This window comes from Pantoea sp. OXWO6B1 (assembly GCF_001641135.1).
Lineage (GTDB): Bacteria > Pseudomonadota > Gammaproteobacteria > Enterobacterales > Enterobacteriaceae > Pantoea > Pantoea allii.
Window position 1 is genome coordinate 4,124,816 of sequence record NZ_LWLR01000001.1, and the last position, 18,145, is coordinate 4,142,960.

Below are 18,145 nucleotides of genomic sequence, written 5' to 3' on the forward strand. Positions count from 1 at the left end.
CGGGCTTCTGACTCAATCGTAATCAAATCGCTTCTTCGTCTTCTTCGCCGGTACGAATACGTACTACCCGAGCCACATCGAAAACAAAGATTTTACCGTCGCCAATTTTGCCGGTTTGCGCGGTGCGCATGATGGTTTCGACGCAGGTATCAACGATATCGTCCCCGACCACCATTTCAATTTTGACCTTAGGCAGGAAGTCCACCATGTACTCTGCGCCACGGTAGAGTTCCGTATGGCCTTTCTGGCGGCCAAATCCTTTTACTTCGCTCACGGTCATGCCGGTGATGCCGACTTCAGCGAGTGCTTCACGTACGTCATCAAGCTTGAAGGGTTTAATAATTGCATCGATCTTTTTCATGTCAGATCCTTTCCTCACGCCCTCCATGTGCAGAGGGATTTTTAAGTATAAATGCCGCAGGCTTATTGGGGCAGAAAACTACTCTTTAAAGTCGCTGGCGTCCAGTTCATGCCGTGACAGCAGCTTATAGAATTCAGTACGGTTACGTCCAGCCAGACGCGCGGCGTGGGTGACATTTCCTTTGGTCATCTGCAACAGTTTGCGGAGATAATTGAGTTCGAACTGGTTTCGCGCTTCTACAAAGGTAGGCAACGCACTGTTTTCTCCGCTCAGCGCCTGCTCCACCAGCGCATCGCTGATAACCGGCGAGGAACTGAGCGCAACACATTGCTCAATAACGTTAACCAGTTGACGTACGTTACCCGGCCAACTGGCAGATATCAGGCGCTTCATCGCATCAACGGAAAAGCTGCGTATCTGTGGTTTGTGCCGTTCTGCCGCCTGACGCAGCAGATGGTTCGCCAGCAACGGGATATCTTCTGTGCGCTGATGCAGCGCCGGAATTTTCAGATTCACCACATTAAGGCGATAAAACAGATCTTCGCGGAACTCTTTCTTTTCCATCGCCTTTGGCAGATCCCGGTGCGTTGCCGAGATAATCCGCACGTTAATATCAATATCATTGTTGCTGCCCAGCGGCCGGACTTTCCGCTCCTGTAACACGCGCAGTAATTTCACCTGCAGCGCAGGCGGCATATCACCGATCTCATCCAGAAACAGCGTGCCGCCCTCTGCGGCTTTAAACAGCCCGTCACGCGCGCTCACCGCACCGGTAAAGGCACCTTTGGCATGACCAAACAATTCTGACTCCAGAAGTTGCTCGGGTAAGGCCCCGCAGTTGATGGCGATAAACGGCTGCCCCGCGCGCGGGCTTGCCGCATGGATAGCCTGCGCCAGCACCTCTTTGCCCGTTCCGCTTTGCCCATTGATCAGCACACTGACGTCTGACTGGGCCACCATATGTGCCTGTTCAAGCAGACGCAGCATCTGTGGGCTGCGGGTGACAATCGCTTCCCGCCAGCGATCGTCACTCACTGGCGCGCGCTGTGCCAGGGCCTCATCTATCGCTTTATACAGTGCGTCGCGATCGACCGGTTTGGTCAGGAAGCTGAAAACGCCCTGCTGCGTTGCCGCTACCGCTTCCGGGATCGAGCCGTGAGCCGTTAAAATAATGACCGGCAAGCCTGTATGACGCTTTTGAATTTCGCCAAATAATGCCAGGCCGTCCATTTCATCCATGCGCAGATCGCTGATGACCAGCTCGATTTTCTCTTTCTGCAAAAGTCGAAGCGCCTCGGGTCCACTGGCGGCGGTGGTCACCTGATATCCCTCACTGGTGAGGCGCATACCTAACAGTTTGAGCAGGCTGGGATCGTCATCCACTAAAAGCAGGTGTGCCGCATGTTTCACCATTACTGTTCGTCCTCTTGTGGCAGGGCCGTTCCGTGACTGCCGTCAGACATATCGGAGGTTTTGCGCGACGAAAGCTGGCGTTCGATATCGGTTAAACGCTCCAGTTTGCGCTGGGTATCACTGAGCTGCTGACGCAGTTTTATCTGCTGTTGACGCAGTGAATCTGATTGCGCATCGCTGCTCTGCTGTAAATGGGCGTAACGCGTCCGCATGGCGCTTAACTCAAGCTGGGCAACCTGATTACTGCGCCAGAGCTGAATGAATGCCCGCAGGTTGGACGGAAACTGCTCACTGTAGCCATCGAGCACGTTGATGTAGTCACGACGCTCCAGCGGCGTCACATTGCCGTTTGCCATTAAGACGCCTTGCTTAAACGCTCGCGCCCAACTGTCCACCGGCCAGCGATGGGCCTCCGCGCGCGCTTCCGCGGGAGAAAGCCGTTCAGCACAGTCGATACTGCGCATCCAGTAAAGGGGATTCGTCATAGCGGCGCTATTTTCAATGCGCCAGATATCGCCGCAGTGCGTGGTGAGATAGTCAACCAGGCTGGCTTCAGGCACCACAACGTTGCCGCTGGCAGGCTGGGTTGTTGAGGTGACCGGGGATGAGGCACATCCACTGAGCATCATGCTGCTCAGGGCGCTTAAAATAATGACGGCGAAAAATTTCATGCTTCAGACTTTCCCGGCTGTGGTATTCAGTTCGATGCGAAAACAAACATCAGCGTCGTCGCAGGCAACCAGTTGCAGGCTACCGTGCATACGGCGCAGACAATCCTTTGCGATGCTTAACCCCAGTCCGCTGCCTTTAACCGGCCCTTTGCGCTGGTGACTGCCCTGGAAGAAAGGCTCAAAAATCATCTCCTGCTCATTTTCGGGAATGGGCGTGCCGCTGTTAGCAACCTCGATCACTATCCGGTCGTCCTGCTGGCGGCTGCGCAGCCAAATGTTACCGGATTCATTGCCATAGTTCACGGCGTTAGAGTAGAGGTTATCAATCACACTCATCAATAGCATAGGCTCTGCCTGGCAATCCGTTGCTTTGAGATCGATATCGACATGCATGAGTTTGGTCCGCGCCGTAAGCGCATGCGCGTTAACCACATCATGCACAATGTCATTCAGCTTCACCGCTTCTAGCGTAATCGGCCCATCGGCGACCTTACGGTTGTAATCAAGTAATTGTTCGATAAGGCGTTGCAGATGACGGCTGCTGTTATCCAGTATTGAGACAATTTCTTTCTGTTCCGGATTCAGTGCGCCCGCCACTTCATCCGCCAGCAGTTCTGTGCCTTCACGCAGGCTGGCCAGCGGTGTTTTAAGTTCATGTGAAAGATGACGTAAAAATTCATGGCGTTGGGTTTCCAGCCAGGCCAGGCGTTCACTTAACCAGATAATGCGCTGCCCCAGAGAGCGTAGCTCCCGCGGGCCACGAAACACCATACTGCTTCCCAGCTCACGTCCTTCACCAAGACGATTAATCATGCGTTCAACACTTTTTACCGGACCGATGATCATGCGGGTAAACAGCAGGGTTAACGTCAGACTGATGATAAACAGGATCAGCGCCTGCCAGCCGAAGAACTGGCCGCGATCGGCAATTTCACGCTGCAGTTGCAGACCACGGGCAAACACCACTTCTCGCGTATCCTGGACCAGCTGCACGTTCGTCGCTGAAAACTTTTCCAGTGCCTGAGAGGCGTGAGCCACGGGATTGCCGTTATCACACTGCAACGTTTCCAGTTGCGGCAGCGTGGCCTGCAGGGTTTTAAACGCCGGTAAATCAGGCAGGCTATCAGCATGGGAACTGAGCATCTGACTGTAGCGAATACGCTGCGTCTGATAAAGCTTTGCCAGCGACGTATCGCCCAGCACGCAGTACTGGCGATAACTGCGCTCCAGCTCAATGGCGGTTCGAGCCATGGCCTCACTGCGCCTGACGTCGGTAAACGTATTGCGGTTGGTGTCGGCAGCCTGATTGCTTAACGCCGACAGGCTTTCCCAGGCCTGCCAGGCCAGCACCAGCAGCGGAAGGAGCACCAGCAAAAAGGCCATCAGCACCAACTGGCGCAGGGACCGGGGAAATAAACGCCATTTTTTCACGCGACAGCTTCCTTAAAGATACGCTTATCGGATGCTAGCGGAGTCAGCCCAGAGAAGGAAGAGGCAGAAAAGAAAACGGCAGGCGCGATGGCCTGCCGTTAGCGTGCCGCCCTGGCAGCACGTGAGAATGGGTGGAGCCTAACTCAACGTTGCGTCCGATGCTTGATAACGATGCAGAACATACGATTATCGGTGTGGTGGACGACAGGCTCCGTTTGGTGCGTCATTCGGGCTTTATGAGCTCTACCCGCAGCGCGGTGGCAATCATAAACAGGTGAATGAGCAGTGTGTCAAGTATAGCAAGGTTCATGCCAACAATGAAAGGCCCTTTATTTTCAGGGCATTGGCTGCCAGCTTACCTTTTAACGCTTCGTTCCGGACCGTCTGGTCTGCTAAAAGTGTCGCCAAATACCAACACAATTTTGTCGTTCAGAATCTGCTCAGAAAAATCATCAAGATAGATGTCACCCATTAGCGACAAAAAAAGGTGACGGCTGTCTCCTTTTGCCAACAACCGCGCCATAAAAAATGGGAGGCCTGAGCGCCTCCCATTTTTTTTACAGCAATTAACCTAATTGTTTACGCGCGTTACGGAAAATACGCATCCATGGGCTGTCTTCACCCCACTCAGCCGGGTGCCATGAGTTGCTGACCGTGCGGAACACGCGCTCAGGGTGCGGCATCATAATGGTGACGCGCCCGCTCTCGTTGGTCACGGCGGTGATGCCGTTTGGCGACCCATTCGGGTTTGCCGGATAGGTTTCTGTCACCTTACCTGCGTTATCGACATAACGTAGCGCCACCAGCCCTTTGGACTCGAGGGCGGCAAGATGCGCCCCATCGCGAACCTCAACGAAGCCCTCGCCGTGCGATACGGCGATTGGCATACGTGAGCCGGCCATACCGTCTAACAGTAACGACGGGCTGGCAGCCACTTCAACCAGGCTGAAGCGCGCTTCAAAACGCTCTGACTGATTACGGACAAAGCGTGGCCACAGTTCGCTGCCGGGGATCAACTCACGCAGGTTAGACATCATCTGGCAGCCGTTACAGACACCGAGCGCCAGCGTTTGTGGGCGATGGAAGAAGGATGCGAACTGATCGCGGACGCGTGGGTTAAACAGAATGGATTTTGCCCAGCCTTCACCGGCCCCTAATACGTCACCGTAAGAGAAGCCGCCGCAAGCCACTAACGCCTGGAAACGTTCCAGATCGATCCGTCCGGCGAGCAAGTCACTCATATGAACGTCAACCGCAGTAAACCCGGCGCGATCAAAGGCGGCGGCCATTTCCACATGGGAGTTAACGCCCTGCTCACGCAGGACGGCAACGCGTGGACGCGCACCTGTGGCAATCATTGGTGCTGCAACGTCTTCTTCTGGCTTGAATGTCAGGCTCACGTTCAGACCCGGATCGTTGTTATCCTGCTTTGCCTGATGTTCCTGATCGGCACAGGCTGGATTATCACGCAGACGCTGCATCTGCCAGGTGGTTTCTGCCCACAAGGTCCGTAAGGTGTTACGGCTTTCGCTATACACAGCACTCTCGCCAGAACGAATCACAAAGCGGTCGCCCTGCTTCGCACATCCCAGCACATGGCTGCAGTGCGCCAGACCGTGCGCTGCAAGAATCTGCTCTACTGCCTCACGATCGGCGGCGTTGATTTGAATGACCGCCCCCAGCTCTTCGGTGAACAGCGCAGCCAGCGCATCGCTGCCCAATGCCGCGATATCGACGTCAATGCCGCAGTGACCGGTAAAGGCCATTTCCGCCAGGGTAACAAGCAGGCCACCATCTGAACGGTCATGATAAGCCAGTAGTTTTTGTTGGCTGACCAGCGCCTGAACGGCATTAAAGAAGCCCGCCAGTTGCTGTGCATCACGCACATCTGCAGGCTTGTCGCCCAACTGACGATAAACCTGAGCCAGTGCCGTCGCGCCTAAGGTGTTAGCGCCGTTACCAAGGTCGATCAACAGCAGCAGGTTATCCTGATCTGCCACCAGCTGTGGCGTCACGTTGCGGCGCACGTCTTCTACACGGGCAAACGCGGTAATCACCAGAGACAGAGGCGAGGTCATTTCGCGCTGTTCGGTGCCTTCCTGCCAGCGGGTTTTCATCGACATGGAGTCTTTACCCACCGGAATGGTGATGCCAAGTGCCGGGCACAGCTCTTCACCAACGGCTTTTACAGCGTCATACAGGCCAGCGTCTTCACCCGGATGGCCTGCTGCCGACATCCAGTTAGCCGAAAGTTTCACGCGCTTCAAAGAACCGACCGGCGTGGCTGCAAGGTTAGTCAGTGCTTCACCGACGGCCAGACGGGCCGAGGCGGCAAAGTCGAGTAGCGCCACAGGGGCGCGCTCGCCCAGCGCGAAGGCCTCACCATGGTAGCTGTCGAGGCTGGCCGTTGTTACGGCGCAGTTGGCGACCGGGATCTGCCAGGGGCCGACCATCTGATCGCGCGCCACCATGCCGGTTACGCTACGGTCGCCTATCGTGATCAGGAAGGTTTTTTCCGCCACGGTCGGCAAGTGCAGCACACGGTTCACCGCGTCCGTCAGCGTGATACCGTCGCGCTGGAGTGGGTGCCCCTGAGCCTGCTGTTTAACCACATCGCGGGTCATTTTCGGGGTTTTCCCTAACAACACATCCAGCGGCATATCAATCGGGCTGTTAGAGAAGTGGCTGTCTTCCAGCGTCAGATGCAGCTCCTCGGTGGCTTCACCAATAACCGCATAAGGCGCACGCTCACGCTGACAAATAGCAGCAAACTCGGCCAGCTTCTCTGGGGCAACAGCCATCACATAACGCTCTTGTGATTCATTACACCAGACTTCAAGCGGGCTCATTCCCGGTTCGTCACTGAGGATGTCACGCAGGTTAAAGCGGCCACCGCGGCCACCATCGCTGACCAGTTCTGGCATCGCGTTGGACAATCCGCCTGCGCCCACATCGTGGATAAACAGAATGGGGTTGTCATCGCCCAGTTGCCAGCAGCGGTCAATGACTTCCTGGCAACGGCGCTCCATTTCTGGATTGTCACGCTGCACTGACGCAAAATCGAGATCGGCATCGGACTGACCCGACGCCATTGATGATGCGGCACCGCCACCCAGGCCGATATTCATCGCCGGGCCACCCAGCACGATCAGTTTGGCACCCACGGTGATTTCACCCTTCTGCACGTGATCGGCACGGATATTTCCGATACCGCCAGCCAGCATAATGGGTTTGTGGTAGCCACGCAGTTCAGTGCCGTTGTGGCTGTTAACCTGCTCTTCGTAGGTACGGAAGTAGCCGTTTAAGGCTGGACGACCAAATTCGTTGTTAAATGCCGCGCCGCCCAGTGGGCCTTCGGTCATGATATCCAGCGCACTGACGATGCGCTCAGGCTTGCCAAAATCCTCTTCCCATGGCTGTTCAAAGCCGGGAATACGCAGATTCGACACCGAGAATCCGACCAGGCCAGCCTTCGGCTTTGCGCCTCGTCCGGTTGCGCCCTCATCACGAATCTCACCGCCGGAGCCGGTTGCCGCACCAGGCCAGGGGGAAATCGCGGTGGGATGGTTGTGGGTTTCAACCTTCATCAGAATGTGTGCCGCTTCCTGGTGATAGGCGTATTCGCCTTTCTCAGCATCCGCGAAGAAGCGCCCCACCTCAGAGCCTTCCATGACCGCAGCGTTATCTTTGTAGGCTGACAGAACATAATCCGGTGTTTGCTCGAAGGTGTTTTTAATCATTTTAAACAGCGATTTAGGCTGTTTTTCGCCGTCGATAATCCAGTCAGCGTTAAAAATCTTGTGACGACAATGCTCAGAGTTCGCCTGGGCAAACATATAAAGCTCAATGTCGTTTGGATTGCGCCCCAGTGCGGTAAAGGCAGCCAGCAGATAATCAATTTCGTCTTCGGCCAGCGCCAGTCCCAGCGTCATATTGGCTTCAACCAGCGCCTGACGGCCTTCACCGAGCACATCGACGCTTTTGACCGGCTGAGGTTCATGGTGAGCAAACAGCTGCTCGGCCTGATTGAAATCGCTGTACACCGTTTCCATCATGCGGTCATGAAGGAGTGCCGCCAGCGCCTGCCACTGGGTTTCGGTCAGTTCAGGCGCCTGGACATAAAAGGCCATGCCACGTTCCAGACGACGCACCTGCGAAAGATCGCAGTTGTGGGCAATGTCAGTGGCTTTCGATGACCACGGTGAAATGGTGCCTGGACGCGGCGTCACCAGCAGTAAACGCCCTTGTGGTGCATGTTCAGCGAGAGAAGGGCCGTACTTGAGCAGGCGCTGCAGACGGGACGTTTCATCCTCGCTCAGCGGCGCGCTGACATCGGCAAAATGGACGTACTCAGCGTAAATATCACTCACCGGCAGATGAGCGTCCTGAAAGCGGGTCAGCAGTTTGTTTACACGAAATGCCGACAGGGCGGGCGAACCACGCAGAATTTCCATCATAAGATCTCTCGTCTTCGAAGCGCCGGGCGACGCTTCATTGGGCGCAACAGGGGAAAACGGGGCGTATTATAGAGAAACCCACTCCGCGACGAAACCGTTTGCGCAAAATTTATGGCCAACAAGATTTGCCTGAAATTTGCGCAAAACTTGCTTTATAAGTTGCTCTACCTGAGTTTGTTGCGCAAAATGCCCCTCGCTCTGGGAGTTAAAACAAGATCAATACTGCCTTAAAAGACAGAGGCCTTGGAGCCATCGAGAGATAACTATTTGAAACGCCTAAAATTTAATTATCTGGTTATCGGTCTTCTCACCGTGCTTCTGGCTTTGGCACTGTGGCCGTCCATCCCCTGGTACGGTGGTGGACAAGATACGATCTCACAGATTAAATCACGGGGAGTGCTGCGCGTCAGTACCGTAAACTCGCCGTTGACTTACTACACCGTGAACAAAGCACCGGCCGGGATGGACTACGAGCTGGCGAAGCGTTTTGCCGATTATTTGGGCGTGAAGCTCGACATAACCGTGCGCGCTAACCTCAGTGACCTGTTCGATGCGCTTGACGATGGCAAAGCCGATTTGCTGGCGGCGGGCCTTATCTACAACGATGAGCGTCTGAATCGCTATCAAACCGGCCCCGGTTACTACAGCGTTTCGCAGCAGCTGGTTTATCGCGTGGATAAACCCCGGCCGAAAAACCTGGGTGACCTGAAGGGACGGCTGGTGGTTGCCTCAGGATCGGCCTACCTGTCGACGTTAAAGAGCGCCAGGACAAACCAGTATCCCGATCTCGACTGGGCCATTTCGACTGATCAAAGTCCAAAAGCCCTGCTGGAAGCCGTGGCAGAAGGCAAGCTGGATTACACGGTTGGCGATTCCGTAACGATTGCCCTGCTTCAGCGCATTCATCCTCAGTTAGCCGTTGCCTTCGACGTCACGGATGAAGAACCCGTCACGTGGTACCTGCCCCATGACAGTGATGACAGCCTGAATGCTGCGATGCTGGATTTCTTTAACAGCATGGGAGAAGAAGGCGCGATGGCCCGACTGGAGGAGAAATACCTCGGTCACGTCGGCACCTTCGACTATGTGGATACGCGCACCTTCCTGCGTTCCATTGATAACGTCCTGCCTGACATTAAGCCACTGTTCGAGAAGTATGCCAATAATATCGACTGGCGATTACTGGCAGCCATTTCCTATCAGGAGTCGCACTGGAATCCGCAGGCAACCTCGCCGACCGGCGTGCGCGGCATGATGATGTTAACGCGTAACACCGCTGACAGCGTTGAAGTGGGTGACCGTACCGACCCCGAGCAGAGTATTCGTGGCGGGAGCCAGTATCTGCAAAACATGATGGAAAAAGTGCCACAAACCATTCCGGAAGATGAACGTATCTGGTTTGCGCTGGCGGCGTATAACATGGGCTATGCTCATATGCTGGATGTGCGTAAGCTCACCGCGAAACAGGGCGGTAACCCGGACAGCTGGGCTGACGTGAAACTCCGTTTACCCATGTTGAGTCAAAAGCGTTACTACACGCAAACCACCTATGGCTATGCGCGCGGGCAGGAAGCCTACAACTACGTAGAGAATATTCGTAAGTATGAGATTAGCCTGGTGGGCTATTTGCAGGAGCAGGAAAAACACCTTGCCCAACAGGCCGCTCTGGAAGCGGAGATGGGCAAAGGTTATCCTGCCGTCACGCCCGAGGTGGCAATGAACTAACTGTCGCGCTGCGCCTGACGCAGCGCTTTTTGTTGCTGGCGGCGCATACGGAAAAAATCGCTCAGCATCCCCGCGCATGCCTCTTCCAGCACACCGTGATGCAACGCCACCTGATGGTTCATTCCCGGATGACCTAACACGTCAATCAGGGAGCCGGCTGCGCCGGTTTTCACATCGTGCGCCCCATATACCAGACGACCAATGCGAGCATGCACCATCGCCCCCGCACACATAATGCACGGCTCCAGCGTAACGTAGAGCGTGGTATCAAGCAGGCGATAGTTTTCCAGCACTTTTCCGCCCTGACGTAGCGCCATGATCTCCGCGTGGGCCGTGGGATCGTGTTGCCCGATAGGCCGGTTCCAGCCCTCGCTTATCACCCGCTCTCCCTGAACCAGCACCGCGCCCACTGGCACTTCGCCCTGCTCCCATGCGCGCTGCGCCAGGGTAAGCGCACGACGCATCCAGTATTCATCTTGTTCTTGAGTCACGCAGACCACTCCCGGCAGCAAAAAAGCGGCGCATTATACCCATCACGCCCGGAAAACCGAAGCGCGATGGCCGTTATTCCAGCTGCTGTAATTCACCAACCGGCGTGACGCGCCAGCGATGCTGGCAAAAGAACAACAACGGGTTGTCCTGTTTGCTGTCGCTGTAACCGCTATAAAGCTGCAATGGCGTACCGATCTGCTCTTCCAGCTGCACGACTTTTTCGTGACCAAGGCAGCGCATTTTCAACACACGTCCTCCTAAACCGCGCTGCATCTGGCTGGCGATCAGCTTTACTCGTGGCAAAAACGCGGAGTCATAATAGACCTGTTCAACCAGAGACTGGGGGGACCCTGTAATCAGCCACACATCTGCATCATCACTGCTGAGGTATTCACTGAGGCGTTTCTGCACCACGGGAAAGGCTTTAACGCGTTGCCGAAACCATTGGGCGAATTCGGCCTCCAGGCGCAACAGGGTTGCTTCAGAGCGGCCAAAGGTAATCGACCACAACAGCAAACTCATCGGCCAGCGCGCGGCACGTCCCTTGACCAATAATCCTGCGCCCACCACCGGCAGTAACGGGACCACCAGCAAAACATTCAGCGGCTTGCGACGCAGTAGATAGCGCATGAAGGTGCCAAACATGTCCTGTTGGTGCAATGTGCCATCAAGGTCGAAAAACACCACGCGACGTTGTATATCGTTGGTCAAACAACACTCCTTTTTAACGAATATGCATCAACAGCCTCTATTGTAGTCATCTTCGTCCAGCGAGGCGATGACTGTCATTTTTTATTCCAGTGACTACAATGCCCATTGAATCATTTATTCCATGCGGAACATCCGCTAAATCACAAGGATTGAGCATGAGTTCATTGCTGCGCATTCGCCAGCTTTATCCCTCTCTGGCGCTGAACGAGCGGCGGCTGGCGGATTTTTTACTGTCACAACCGGATCGGGCACGGCATTTAAGTTCGCAAAAGCTGGCGGAAGAGTCAGGAGTCAGTCAGTCGAGCGTGGTTAAGTTTGCGCAAAAGCTGGGATACAAAGGTTTTCCTGCGCTCAAACTGGCACTGAGTGAGTCACTGGCGGATAAAGATGCCATTACTGTGCACAATCAGATACTGAGTGACGATCCGCTTAAAGCGGTTGGTGAAAAATTGCTGACGGAAAAACTCTCGGCGATTCGTGCGACGCTGGATATCAACAGTGAAGAGAAATTAAATGCCGTCCTGCAGTTGCTTAAACGCGCGCGCCGTATCTTGCTGGTCGGGATTGGTGCCTCAGGCCTGGTGGCAAAGGATTTTTCATGGAAGCTGATGAAAATCGGTATCAACGCGGTGGCGGAACAGGATATGCACGCGCTGCTGGCCAGCGTGCAGGCGATGTCTGCCGGCGATGTGCTGCTGGCGATTTCCTATACCGGCGAACGGCGTGAGATTAATCTTGCCGCGCAGGAAGCCGTTCGTGTGGGCGCGGACGTGCTGGCATTTACCGGCTTTACGCCGAATACACTTCAGCAGTGCGCTACGCATTGCCTGTACACCGTGGCAGAAGAGCAGAGCACACGCAGCGCCGCCATCTCGTCCACCACCGCTCAGCTGGCGTTAACCGACCTGCTTTTTATGGCGCTGGTGCAGAACGATCCTGAGCGCGCATCCAGCCATATTCGTCACAGTGAGGCGCTGGTTAAGAAGCTGATTTAGGCAGAAAGCCAGGCTCACTAAGCGTAGATAATATGCTAAGCATATAATGCAAGAAGCCAGCGATAACGCTGGCTTCTTGCAATGCTGTGAATACTAACCAAACCTTAAAAGACTAGCTACGACTCAGATCTTGCGTAGAGATAGGTAAATACTGGCTCATCCCTGTAGTCGCTGATTCGACTGCTGCCTTGTTTTTTGCTACCAGATAGAAGGTTTCAGCCGTAGGTTGCTGAGCGTGATCCGCAGAATAAAGGGCAAATTTTACGACTTTCTTTCCACCTTCATACTTGCATTCCATATCCCAGCTTATCGTTGTTCCTTGCGTTGCTTTACATTTACCCTTTCCATAGGTGTACTGCAGGAAGTTATTCGTTTTATTTTCCGCCGACGCAACGAAATCTGGCCGAGATCCGCCTGCGGAGAGGCTTGCATAAGCTGTTGTTGCAGCCAGAACAGCCACGCCTGCTATTAAAAGAATTCTTTTTTTCACCTGACACAATCCATCGATATTTTTGATGAGTGGATTTTATCGGAAAAATCCTAATCACGCATCTGCTCTCACTCATTTTATGACAAGATATTTCTACTGAGCGCATTTTTTGTGTAAACCTTACAAAACCTGCGAAGATGACTTCCAGCGGTTCTAAAGCCTTTGCTCATCCTGACGTCTAAAACTTCAACTAAAGAAAGTTAATTTCTTTAGCTCTGAGCATACCGAACGCGATAAGAACCATATAAATCAATGCGTTATTAATTTTATTTTGGTCTTTCAGGATTTTACCTATCAGCATCATTTTTGCGTTAAACAGAATATGATACTGTCTGGCGGGCTTAGGGCGGCAGACAAAGCCTCATGGCTATTGATTTCGGACTTATACCTGTAGCGCCAATAGCGAAAGTTGCGCTGAGACATTTTGGCGTATTTTACTGCCGATAATGGCATAAACGACCAATATTATTTATCGAATTAAGAAACCACAATGGCTTTACTGATTACCGAACGCTGTATTAACTGTGACATGTGTGAACCTGAGTGCCCGAACCAGGCGATCTCAATGGGTGAGTCGATATATGAGATTGATGTGAGTCGCTGTACCGAATGTGTTGGTCATTACGATGTGCCAACCTGCCAGAGCGTTTGCCCTATCGATAACACGATCATCATTGATCCACAGCACATCGAATCACGCGATGCGCTGTGGGATAAGTTTGTACAGCTAGATGGTTAGCTTTCGATAATCACCGTGGCGCAGGCATAGTGACGCTCGTCCGCCAGGGTGACATGCACATGTTGCACGCCCAGCCGTTGCGCCATCTCAGCAGCATGATCGAAGAAGCGCAGCAGCGGTTTACCCAGCGCATCGTTATAAACTTCAAACTGGTTGAAAGCCAGCCCGCCACGAATGCCGGTGCCGAACGCTTTTGCTGCCGCCTCTTTGACCGCAAAACGCTTAGCCAGAAAGCGCACCGGCTGAAGGTGCTGCTGGTACTGCTGCCATTCGGCATCACTGAGCACACGGCGTGCCAGACGGTCACCTGAGCGTGAAATCACGTCGGCAATACGCGCTATTTCGACGATATCGCTACCCAGTCCTAAGATAGCCATTAACGACGCGCTTCCCGCAGCAGCTGTTTCATCTCTTTCACCGCCTCAGGCAGGCCGCTCATGACGGCGCGTCCAATAATCGCATGACCGATGTTCAGCTCATGCATTTCCGGCAGTGCGGCAATCGGCAGCACATTGTGATAGGTCAGGCCATGTCCGGCGTTGACTTTCAAGCCGCAGCTGGCCGCAAAGGTCGCGGCCTGACGGATACGTGCCAGTTCAGCCTCGCGGGCCGGGCCTTCAGGCGCTTCTGCGTAGGCACCGGTATGAATTTCAATATAGGGCGCACCGCTGGTCACCGCCGCCTCGATTTGGCGATGATCGGCATCGATAAACAGGGACACCAAAATGCCCGCTTCGCTGAGTTGTTTCACCGCCGCGTTGAGTTTTTCCTGTTGTCCTGCCACGTCCAGCCCGCCTTCTGTGGTGACTTCCTGACGCTTTTCCGGCACCAGGCAGCAAAAATGCGGTTTGATTTCACAGGCGATAGCCAGCATCTCCTCGGTCACTGCCATTTCGAGATTCATACGCGTTTCAATGGTATCGCGCAGGATGCGGACATCTCTGTCGGTAATGTGGCGACGATCTTCGCGCAGGTGCACAGTGATGCCGTCCGCTCCCGCCTGTTCAGCGATAAACGCTGCCTGTACCGGATCGGGATAATGGGTTCCACGTGCGTTGCGGACGGTAGCGATGTGGTCAATATTCACGCCTAACAGTAACTCAGCCATGACAATCCTCGGTTCATTATGGTCATTGTGCTGAGTGTACCGCGCAGAGATAAGGCCAGGCTACGGTCAGAGCTCTGTCTCGTCAGAAATAGTCGGCTTTTTTTTCGGTGTAAACTGGCGAAAAAGCTCCTGGCTTTTTAGCGGTTTACCGCCCAGATAGGGTTTGAGCGCCATGCGGGTGAAACGCTTGGCTGCACGCAGGGTTTCTGCGTCGGGGAATTCTCGGGTAAACAGCGCCTGCAGCTCGCGACCGGTGAAACTACGCTGGTTCAGCACCAGGCTGGCAATAAAGCCCTTCTCTTCACGGTAGCTGTAGGTCATGGTTTCGCTGACCGGTTCGCCGCTGCCCGCGCAGTGCAGGAAGTCCACGCCGTAGCCAAGGTGTCCCAGCAGCGCCAGCTCAAAGCGACGCAGCGCCGGTTCGGGTGAACCTTCGGCCCCTGCCAGCATCTGGATGCATTGCAGGTAGTCAAAAAACAGTTCAGAGAAGGGAATGTGCTGTTCCAGTACCCGAGACAACAGCTCGTTGACGTACAGGCCGCAATAAAGCGTGATACCGCTGAGAGGTAAGGCCAGGGAGACCGCTTCAGCGTTGCGCAGGGTTTTTACGTCCCCGCGCCCGCTCCAGCGCACCAGTAAAGGCGTAAAAGGCTGTAACGTGCCTTTTAACTGCGAACGCCGTGAACGTGCCCCTTTTGCCAGAACACGAACGCGGCCTTCACTTTCACTAAACAGGTCAAGCAGCAGGCTGGTCTCGCTGAAAGGGCGACTATGCAGCACAAAGGCGCGTTGCCAGCCTTCCATTTAATCAGAGATCGTCTGTGTAACCCAGGCTGCGCAACGCACGTTCGTCGTCCGCCCAGCCGGATTTAACTTTAACCCACAGTTCAAGATGCACTTTCGCGTCGAACATCTCTTCCATGTCTTTACGCGCTTCAATACCAATGGTTTTGATTTTGGCACCTTTGTTACCAATCACCATTTTCTTCTGCCCTTCACGCTCCACCAGGATCAAACCGTTGATGTCGTAACCGCCGCGCGCATTCGACACGAACTGTTCGATTTCAACCGTGACCGAGTAAGGCAGTTCCGCGCCCAGAAAACGCATCAGCTTTTCACGGATGATTTCTGAGGCCATAAAGCGCTGAGAGCGATCGGTGATGTAATCTTCCGGGAAATGATGGTCAGACGCCGGCAGATGCTTACGGGCAATAGCCGCAATGGTGTCAACATTTTTACCGTTTTCTGCGGAGATCGGCACAATATCGATAAAGTTCATCTGCTGGCTAAGGAACTGCAAATGCGGCAGCAGAATGCTTTTATCCTGAATATTGTCGATTTTATTAATTGCCAGCAGCACGGGCACTTTGCCATCGCGCAGCTTGTTTAATACCATTTCGTCATCGGGCGTCCAGCGCGTGCCGTCCACCACAAAGATGATGAGTTCAACGTCACCGATAGAACTGCTGGCCGCACGGTTCATCAGGCGGTTAATCGCCCGCTTCTCTTCCATGTGCAACCCTGGCGTATCCACATAGATCGCCTGATAGGCGCCTTCAGTATGGATGCCCATAATGCGGTGACGAGTGGTTTGCGGCTTACGCGATGTAATCGAGACCTTCTGCCCCAGCAACTGGTTCAGTAAGGTGGATTTGCCGACGTTTGGTCGGCCAACTATCGCGACAAAGCCGCTGTATGTAACGTTTTCGCTCATTCGAATCCTGAGGTTTTCAGCGCCGGTTGCGGCGCCGGGATAAAACTATTCCAGACCAAGTTTAATCAGCGCCTGTTCGGCTGCTGCTTGTTCAGCTTTACGGCGGCTGGAACCTACGCCCACCACCGGCTCTGCCATGCCACTCACCTGACAGTGAATGGTGAATTCCTGATCGTGGGCTTCGCCACGTACCTGCACCACTAAATAACTTGGCAGTGGCAGATGCCGCCCTTGCAGATACTCCTGCAGGCGCGTTTTGGGATCTTTTTGTTTGTCACCTGGACTGATTTCGTCCAGGCGCGTCTGATACCAGTCGAGGATCAGTTTCTCCACCGTCTGAATATCACTGTCGAGGAACACGCCACCAATCAGCGCCTCTACGGTGTCCGCCAGAATGGATTCACGGCGGAAGCCCCCGCTTTTTAATTCGCCAGGGCCTAAACGCAGGCATTCACCCAAATCGAACTCACGCGCCATCTCTGCCAGAGTGTTACCCCGCACCAGCGTGGCACGCATACGGCTCATATCCCCTTCATCCACGCGTGGAAAACGGTGATAAAGCGCGTTAGCGATCACATAGCTGAGGATGGAATCGCCTAAAAATTCGAGACGTTCATTGTGTTTACTGCTGGCGCTTCGATGCGTCAGGGCCTGCTGTAAAAGTTCAGAATGTGTAAAAGTGTAGCCCAGTTTACGCTGAAGCTTGTTAATCAAGATGGGGTTCATGCGATTCCAGTTCTGTTTTGCGTCTGTCACTCTGCATACCAAACAGGGCTGGAAAACCAACACATTCTGTTTGGTGTGCAGTGGCCCCCAAATGGAGGCCACCCTATTTGCCTGACGGTCAGGCTACGGTTAGTGGATACCACCAATACGACTGAGTCGTACGCCGGTTGGCCACTGACCTTCTTGTTTTTCGAAACTCATCCAGATGGCGACCGCTTTACCCACCAGATTGCGCTCGGGCACAAAGCCCCAGTAGCGGCTATCGGCGCTGTTATCACGGTTATCGCCCATCATGAAATATTGTCCCTGCGGCACAACCCAGCTAGCCTGCGGCTGACCCGGCTGCTGATAATACATGCTCGCCTGGCTTTGTGCTTCGGTTACTAACAGAATGTCATGCGTCACATCGCCCAGCGTTTCTTTGCGCGTTGCCAGACGTAATCCGCCCTGCATGCTGTCATTCAGCGGTAACTGATAGAAACCATTACCCGCTTCATTGCCGTCAAACCCGCTGAACGTCTGAACAAATTTGCTGGGTTCGATATTGCTGTATGTCACAGGCAGCGCTTTGCTACAAGGTTTGCCATTATCGCAGGCCGGGTTAATGGTCAGCGTTTTACTGTATGGATCGTACGTGACCCGATCGCCAGGCAAACCGATCACGCGTTTGATGTAATCCAGGCTGGGATCTTTCGGGTATTTAAATACCGCGATATCACCGCGTTTTGGATGCCCGGTCGGGATCAGCGTCGTTTGCGTAATCGGGTCTTTAATCCCGTAGGCAAACTTCTCGACCAGTATAAAGTCACCAATCAGCATGGTTGGCATCATGGAACCGGACGGGATCTGGAAGGGCTCATAAACAAAAGAGCGCACAAAGAACACCACGGCCAGCACCGGAAATACTGATGCTGCGGTTTCAATCCAGCCCGGCTTAGGTGCCATCTTCGCCAGCGCTTTGCTGTCGAGTGAACCCCCGGCCTGCGCCTGCGCCGCCGCCTGCACCGCGCGCCGCTGTGGTGCCCACTTAATACGATCAATCACCCAAAGAATACCGGTAATCAATGTCGCTATCGCCAGTATCAGGGCGAACATATTAGCCATTTGAGATC

Annotated in this window: 17 protein-coding genes; 3 read left to right on the forward strand and 14 right to left on the reverse strand. The window is 54.1% G+C overall.

The features are described 5' to 3' along the window. Nucleotides 1-22: 22 nt before the first annotated feature. The 5 genes from glnB to purL all read right to left on the reverse strand — a co-directional run bounded on the left by glnB (nt 23) and on the right by purL (nt 8,333). The gene (gene glnB / locus A6A26_RS21210) at nt 23-361 is read right to left on the reverse strand and encodes a nitrogen regulatory protein P-II (protein ID WP_003848647.1); all 339 of its coding nucleotides are present in this window, start codon (nt 359-361) and stop codon (nt 23-25) included. 78 nt (nt 362-439) lie between these two features. After that, the gene (gene glrR, locus A6A26_RS21215; protein ID WP_063880584.1) at nt 440-1,774 is read right to left on the reverse strand and encodes a two-component system response regulator GlrR; all 1,335 of its coding nucleotides are present in this window, start codon (nt 1,772-1,774) and stop codon (nt 440-442) included. Next, on the reverse strand, nt 1,774-2,445 hold the full coding sequence (qseG, locus tag A6A26_RS21220; protein ID WP_063880585.1) for a two-component system QseEF-associated lipoprotein QseG: 672 nt from the start codon (nt 2,443-2,445) through the stop codon (nt 1,774-1,776). The genes glrR and qseG overlap by 1 nt, the downstream gene beginning before the upstream one ends. Before the next feature lie 3 nt (nt 2,446-2,448). After that, nucleotides 2,449-3,876, reverse strand: a complete 1,428-nt coding sequence (locus A6A26_RS21225) for a sensor histidine kinase (RefSeq protein ID WP_063880586.1) — start codon at nt 3,874-3,876, stop codon at nt 2,449-2,451. A gap of 566 nt (nt 3,877-4,442) precedes the next feature. Next, a complete protein-coding gene (gene purL / locus A6A26_RS21230; protein ID WP_063880587.1) occupies nt 4,443-8,333 on the reverse strand; it encodes a phosphoribosylformylglycinamidine synthase in 3,891 nt (1,296 codons plus the stop codon). Between the two features lie 267 nt (nt 8,334-8,600). Between purL and mltF the strand changes: the two genes are divergently transcribed. Next, a complete protein-coding gene (gene mltF, locus A6A26_RS21235; RefSeq protein ID WP_063880588.1) occupies nt 8,601-10,058 on the forward strand; it encodes a membrane-bound lytic murein transglycosylase MltF in 1,458 nt (485 codons plus the stop codon). On the opposite strand, the gene tadA is transcribed toward mltF, so the two are convergent. Both tadA and yfhb read right to left on the reverse strand, forming a co-directional pair. After that, the gene (gene tadA, locus A6A26_RS21240) at nt 10,055-10,549 is read right to left on the reverse strand and encodes a tRNA adenosine(34) deaminase TadA (protein WP_074181032.1); all 495 of its coding nucleotides are present in this window, start codon (nt 10,547-10,549) and stop codon (nt 10,055-10,057) included. The two genes, mltF and tadA, sit on opposite strands and share 4 nt — an antisense overlap. A 73-nt stretch (nt 10,550-10,622) precedes the next feature. Further along, nucleotides 10,623-11,261, reverse strand: a complete 639-nt coding sequence (gene yfhb / locus A6A26_RS21245; RefSeq protein ID WP_063880590.1) for a phosphatidylglycerophosphatase C — start codon at nt 11,259-11,261, stop codon at nt 10,623-10,625. 155 nt (nt 11,262-11,416) lie between these two features. Between yfhb and A6A26_RS21250 the strand changes: the two genes are divergently transcribed. Beyond that, nucleotides 11,417-12,256, forward strand: coding sequence for a MurR/RpiR family transcriptional regulator (locus A6A26_RS21250; protein ID WP_063880591.1), 840 nt, complete (start codon nt 11,417-11,419; stop codon nt 12,254-12,256). 112 nt (nt 12,257-12,368) lie between these two features. Here A6A26_RS21250 and A6A26_RS21255 read toward each other — a convergent pair whose 3' ends face one another. Further along, entirely contained in the window at nt 12,369-12,746 is a 378-nt protein-coding gene (locus A6A26_RS21255; protein ID WP_063880592.1) for a hypothetical protein, read from the reverse strand. Between the two features lie 490 nt (nt 12,747-13,236). Here A6A26_RS21255 and A6A26_RS21260 point away from each other — a divergent pair, with 490 nt between their 5' ends. After that, nucleotides 13,237-13,485 carry a YfhL family 4Fe-4S dicluster ferredoxin gene (locus A6A26_RS21260; protein ID WP_063880593.1) on the forward strand — a complete coding sequence of 83 codons (249 nt, stop codon included), beginning with the start codon at nt 13,237-13,239 and terminating at the stop codon, nt 13,483-13,485. Here the strand turns inward: A6A26_RS21260 and acpS are convergent. From acpS to lepB, 6 genes are all read right to left on the reverse strand, one after another. After that, the gene (gene acpS / locus A6A26_RS21265; RefSeq protein WP_063880594.1) at nt 13,482-13,862 is read right to left on the reverse strand and encodes a holo-ACP synthase; all 381 of its coding nucleotides are present in this window, start codon (nt 13,860-13,862) and stop codon (nt 13,482-13,484) included. The genes A6A26_RS21260 and acpS overlap by 4 nt on opposite strands. Then, on the reverse strand, nt 13,862-14,593 hold the full coding sequence (gene pdxJ / locus A6A26_RS21270) for a pyridoxine 5'-phosphate synthase (protein WP_063880595.1): 732 nt from the start codon (nt 14,591-14,593) through the stop codon (nt 13,862-13,864). The genes acpS and pdxJ overlap by 1 nt, the downstream gene beginning before the upstream one ends. Before the next feature lie 66 nt (nt 14,594-14,659). After that, on the reverse strand, nt 14,660-15,397 hold the full coding sequence (gene recO / locus A6A26_RS21275; protein ID WP_063880596.1) for a DNA repair protein RecO: 738 nt from the start codon (nt 15,395-15,397) through the stop codon (nt 14,660-14,662). A gap of 4 nt (nt 15,398-15,401) precedes the next feature. Beyond that, on the reverse strand, nt 15,402-16,307 hold the full coding sequence (era, locus tag A6A26_RS21280) for a GTPase Era (RefSeq protein WP_063880597.1): 906 nt from the start codon (nt 16,305-16,307) through the stop codon (nt 15,402-15,404). 45 nt (nt 16,308-16,352) lie between these two features. Continuing rightward, on the reverse strand, nt 16,353-17,033 hold the full coding sequence (gene rnc / locus A6A26_RS21285) for a ribonuclease III (protein WP_014594336.1): 681 nt from the start codon (nt 17,031-17,033) through the stop codon (nt 16,353-16,355). 129 nt (nt 17,034-17,162) lie between these two features. Beyond that, entirely contained in the window at nt 17,163-18,137 is a 975-nt protein-coding gene (lepB, locus tag A6A26_RS21290; protein WP_063880598.1) for a signal peptidase I, read from the reverse strand. Nucleotides 18,138-18,145: the final 8 nt, after the last annotated feature.

Coding starts and splice junctions, on each gene's coding strand:
- A6A26_RS21260 (WP_063880593.1), top strand. CDS start 13,237: ATGGCTTTACTGATTACCGAACGCTGTATTAACTGTGACATGTGTGAA.
- pdxJ (WP_063880595.1), bottom strand. CDS start 14,593: ATGGCTGAGTTACTGTTAGGCGTGAATATTGACCACATCGCTACCGTC.
- acpS (WP_063880594.1), bottom strand. CDS start 13,862: ATGGCTATCTTAGGACTGGGTAGCGATATCGTCGAAATAGCGCGTATT.
- rnc (WP_014594336.1), bottom strand. CDS start 17,033: ATGAACCCCATCTTGATTAACAAGCTTCAGCGTAAACTGGGCTACACT.
- qseG (WP_063880585.1), bottom strand. CDS start 2,445: ATGAAATTTTTCGCCGTCATTATTTTAAGCGCCCTGAGCAGCATGATG.
- glrR (WP_063880584.1), bottom strand. CDS start 1,774: ATGGTGAAACATGCGGCACACCTGCTTTTAGTGGATGACGATCCCAGC.
- recO (WP_063880596.1), bottom strand. CDS start 15,397: ATGGAAGGCTGGCAACGCGCCTTTGTGCTGCATAGTCGCCCTTTCAGC.
- lepB (WP_063880598.1), bottom strand. CDS start 18,137: ATGGCTAATATGTTCGCCCTGATACTGGCGATAGCGACATTGATTACC.
- A6A26_RS21250 (WP_063880591.1), top strand. CDS start 11,417: ATGAGTTCATTGCTGCGCATTCGCCAGCTTTATCCCTCTCTGGCGCTG.
- era (WP_063880597.1), bottom strand. CDS start 16,307: ATGAGCGAAAACGTTACATACAGCGGCTTTGTCGCGATAGTTGGCCGA.
- glnB (WP_003848647.1), bottom strand. CDS start 361: ATGAAAAAGATCGATGCAATTATTAAACCCTTCAAGCTTGATGACGTA.
- purL (WP_063880587.1), bottom strand. CDS start 8,333: ATGATGGAAATTCTGCGTGGTTCGCCCGCCCTGTCGGCATTTCGTGTA.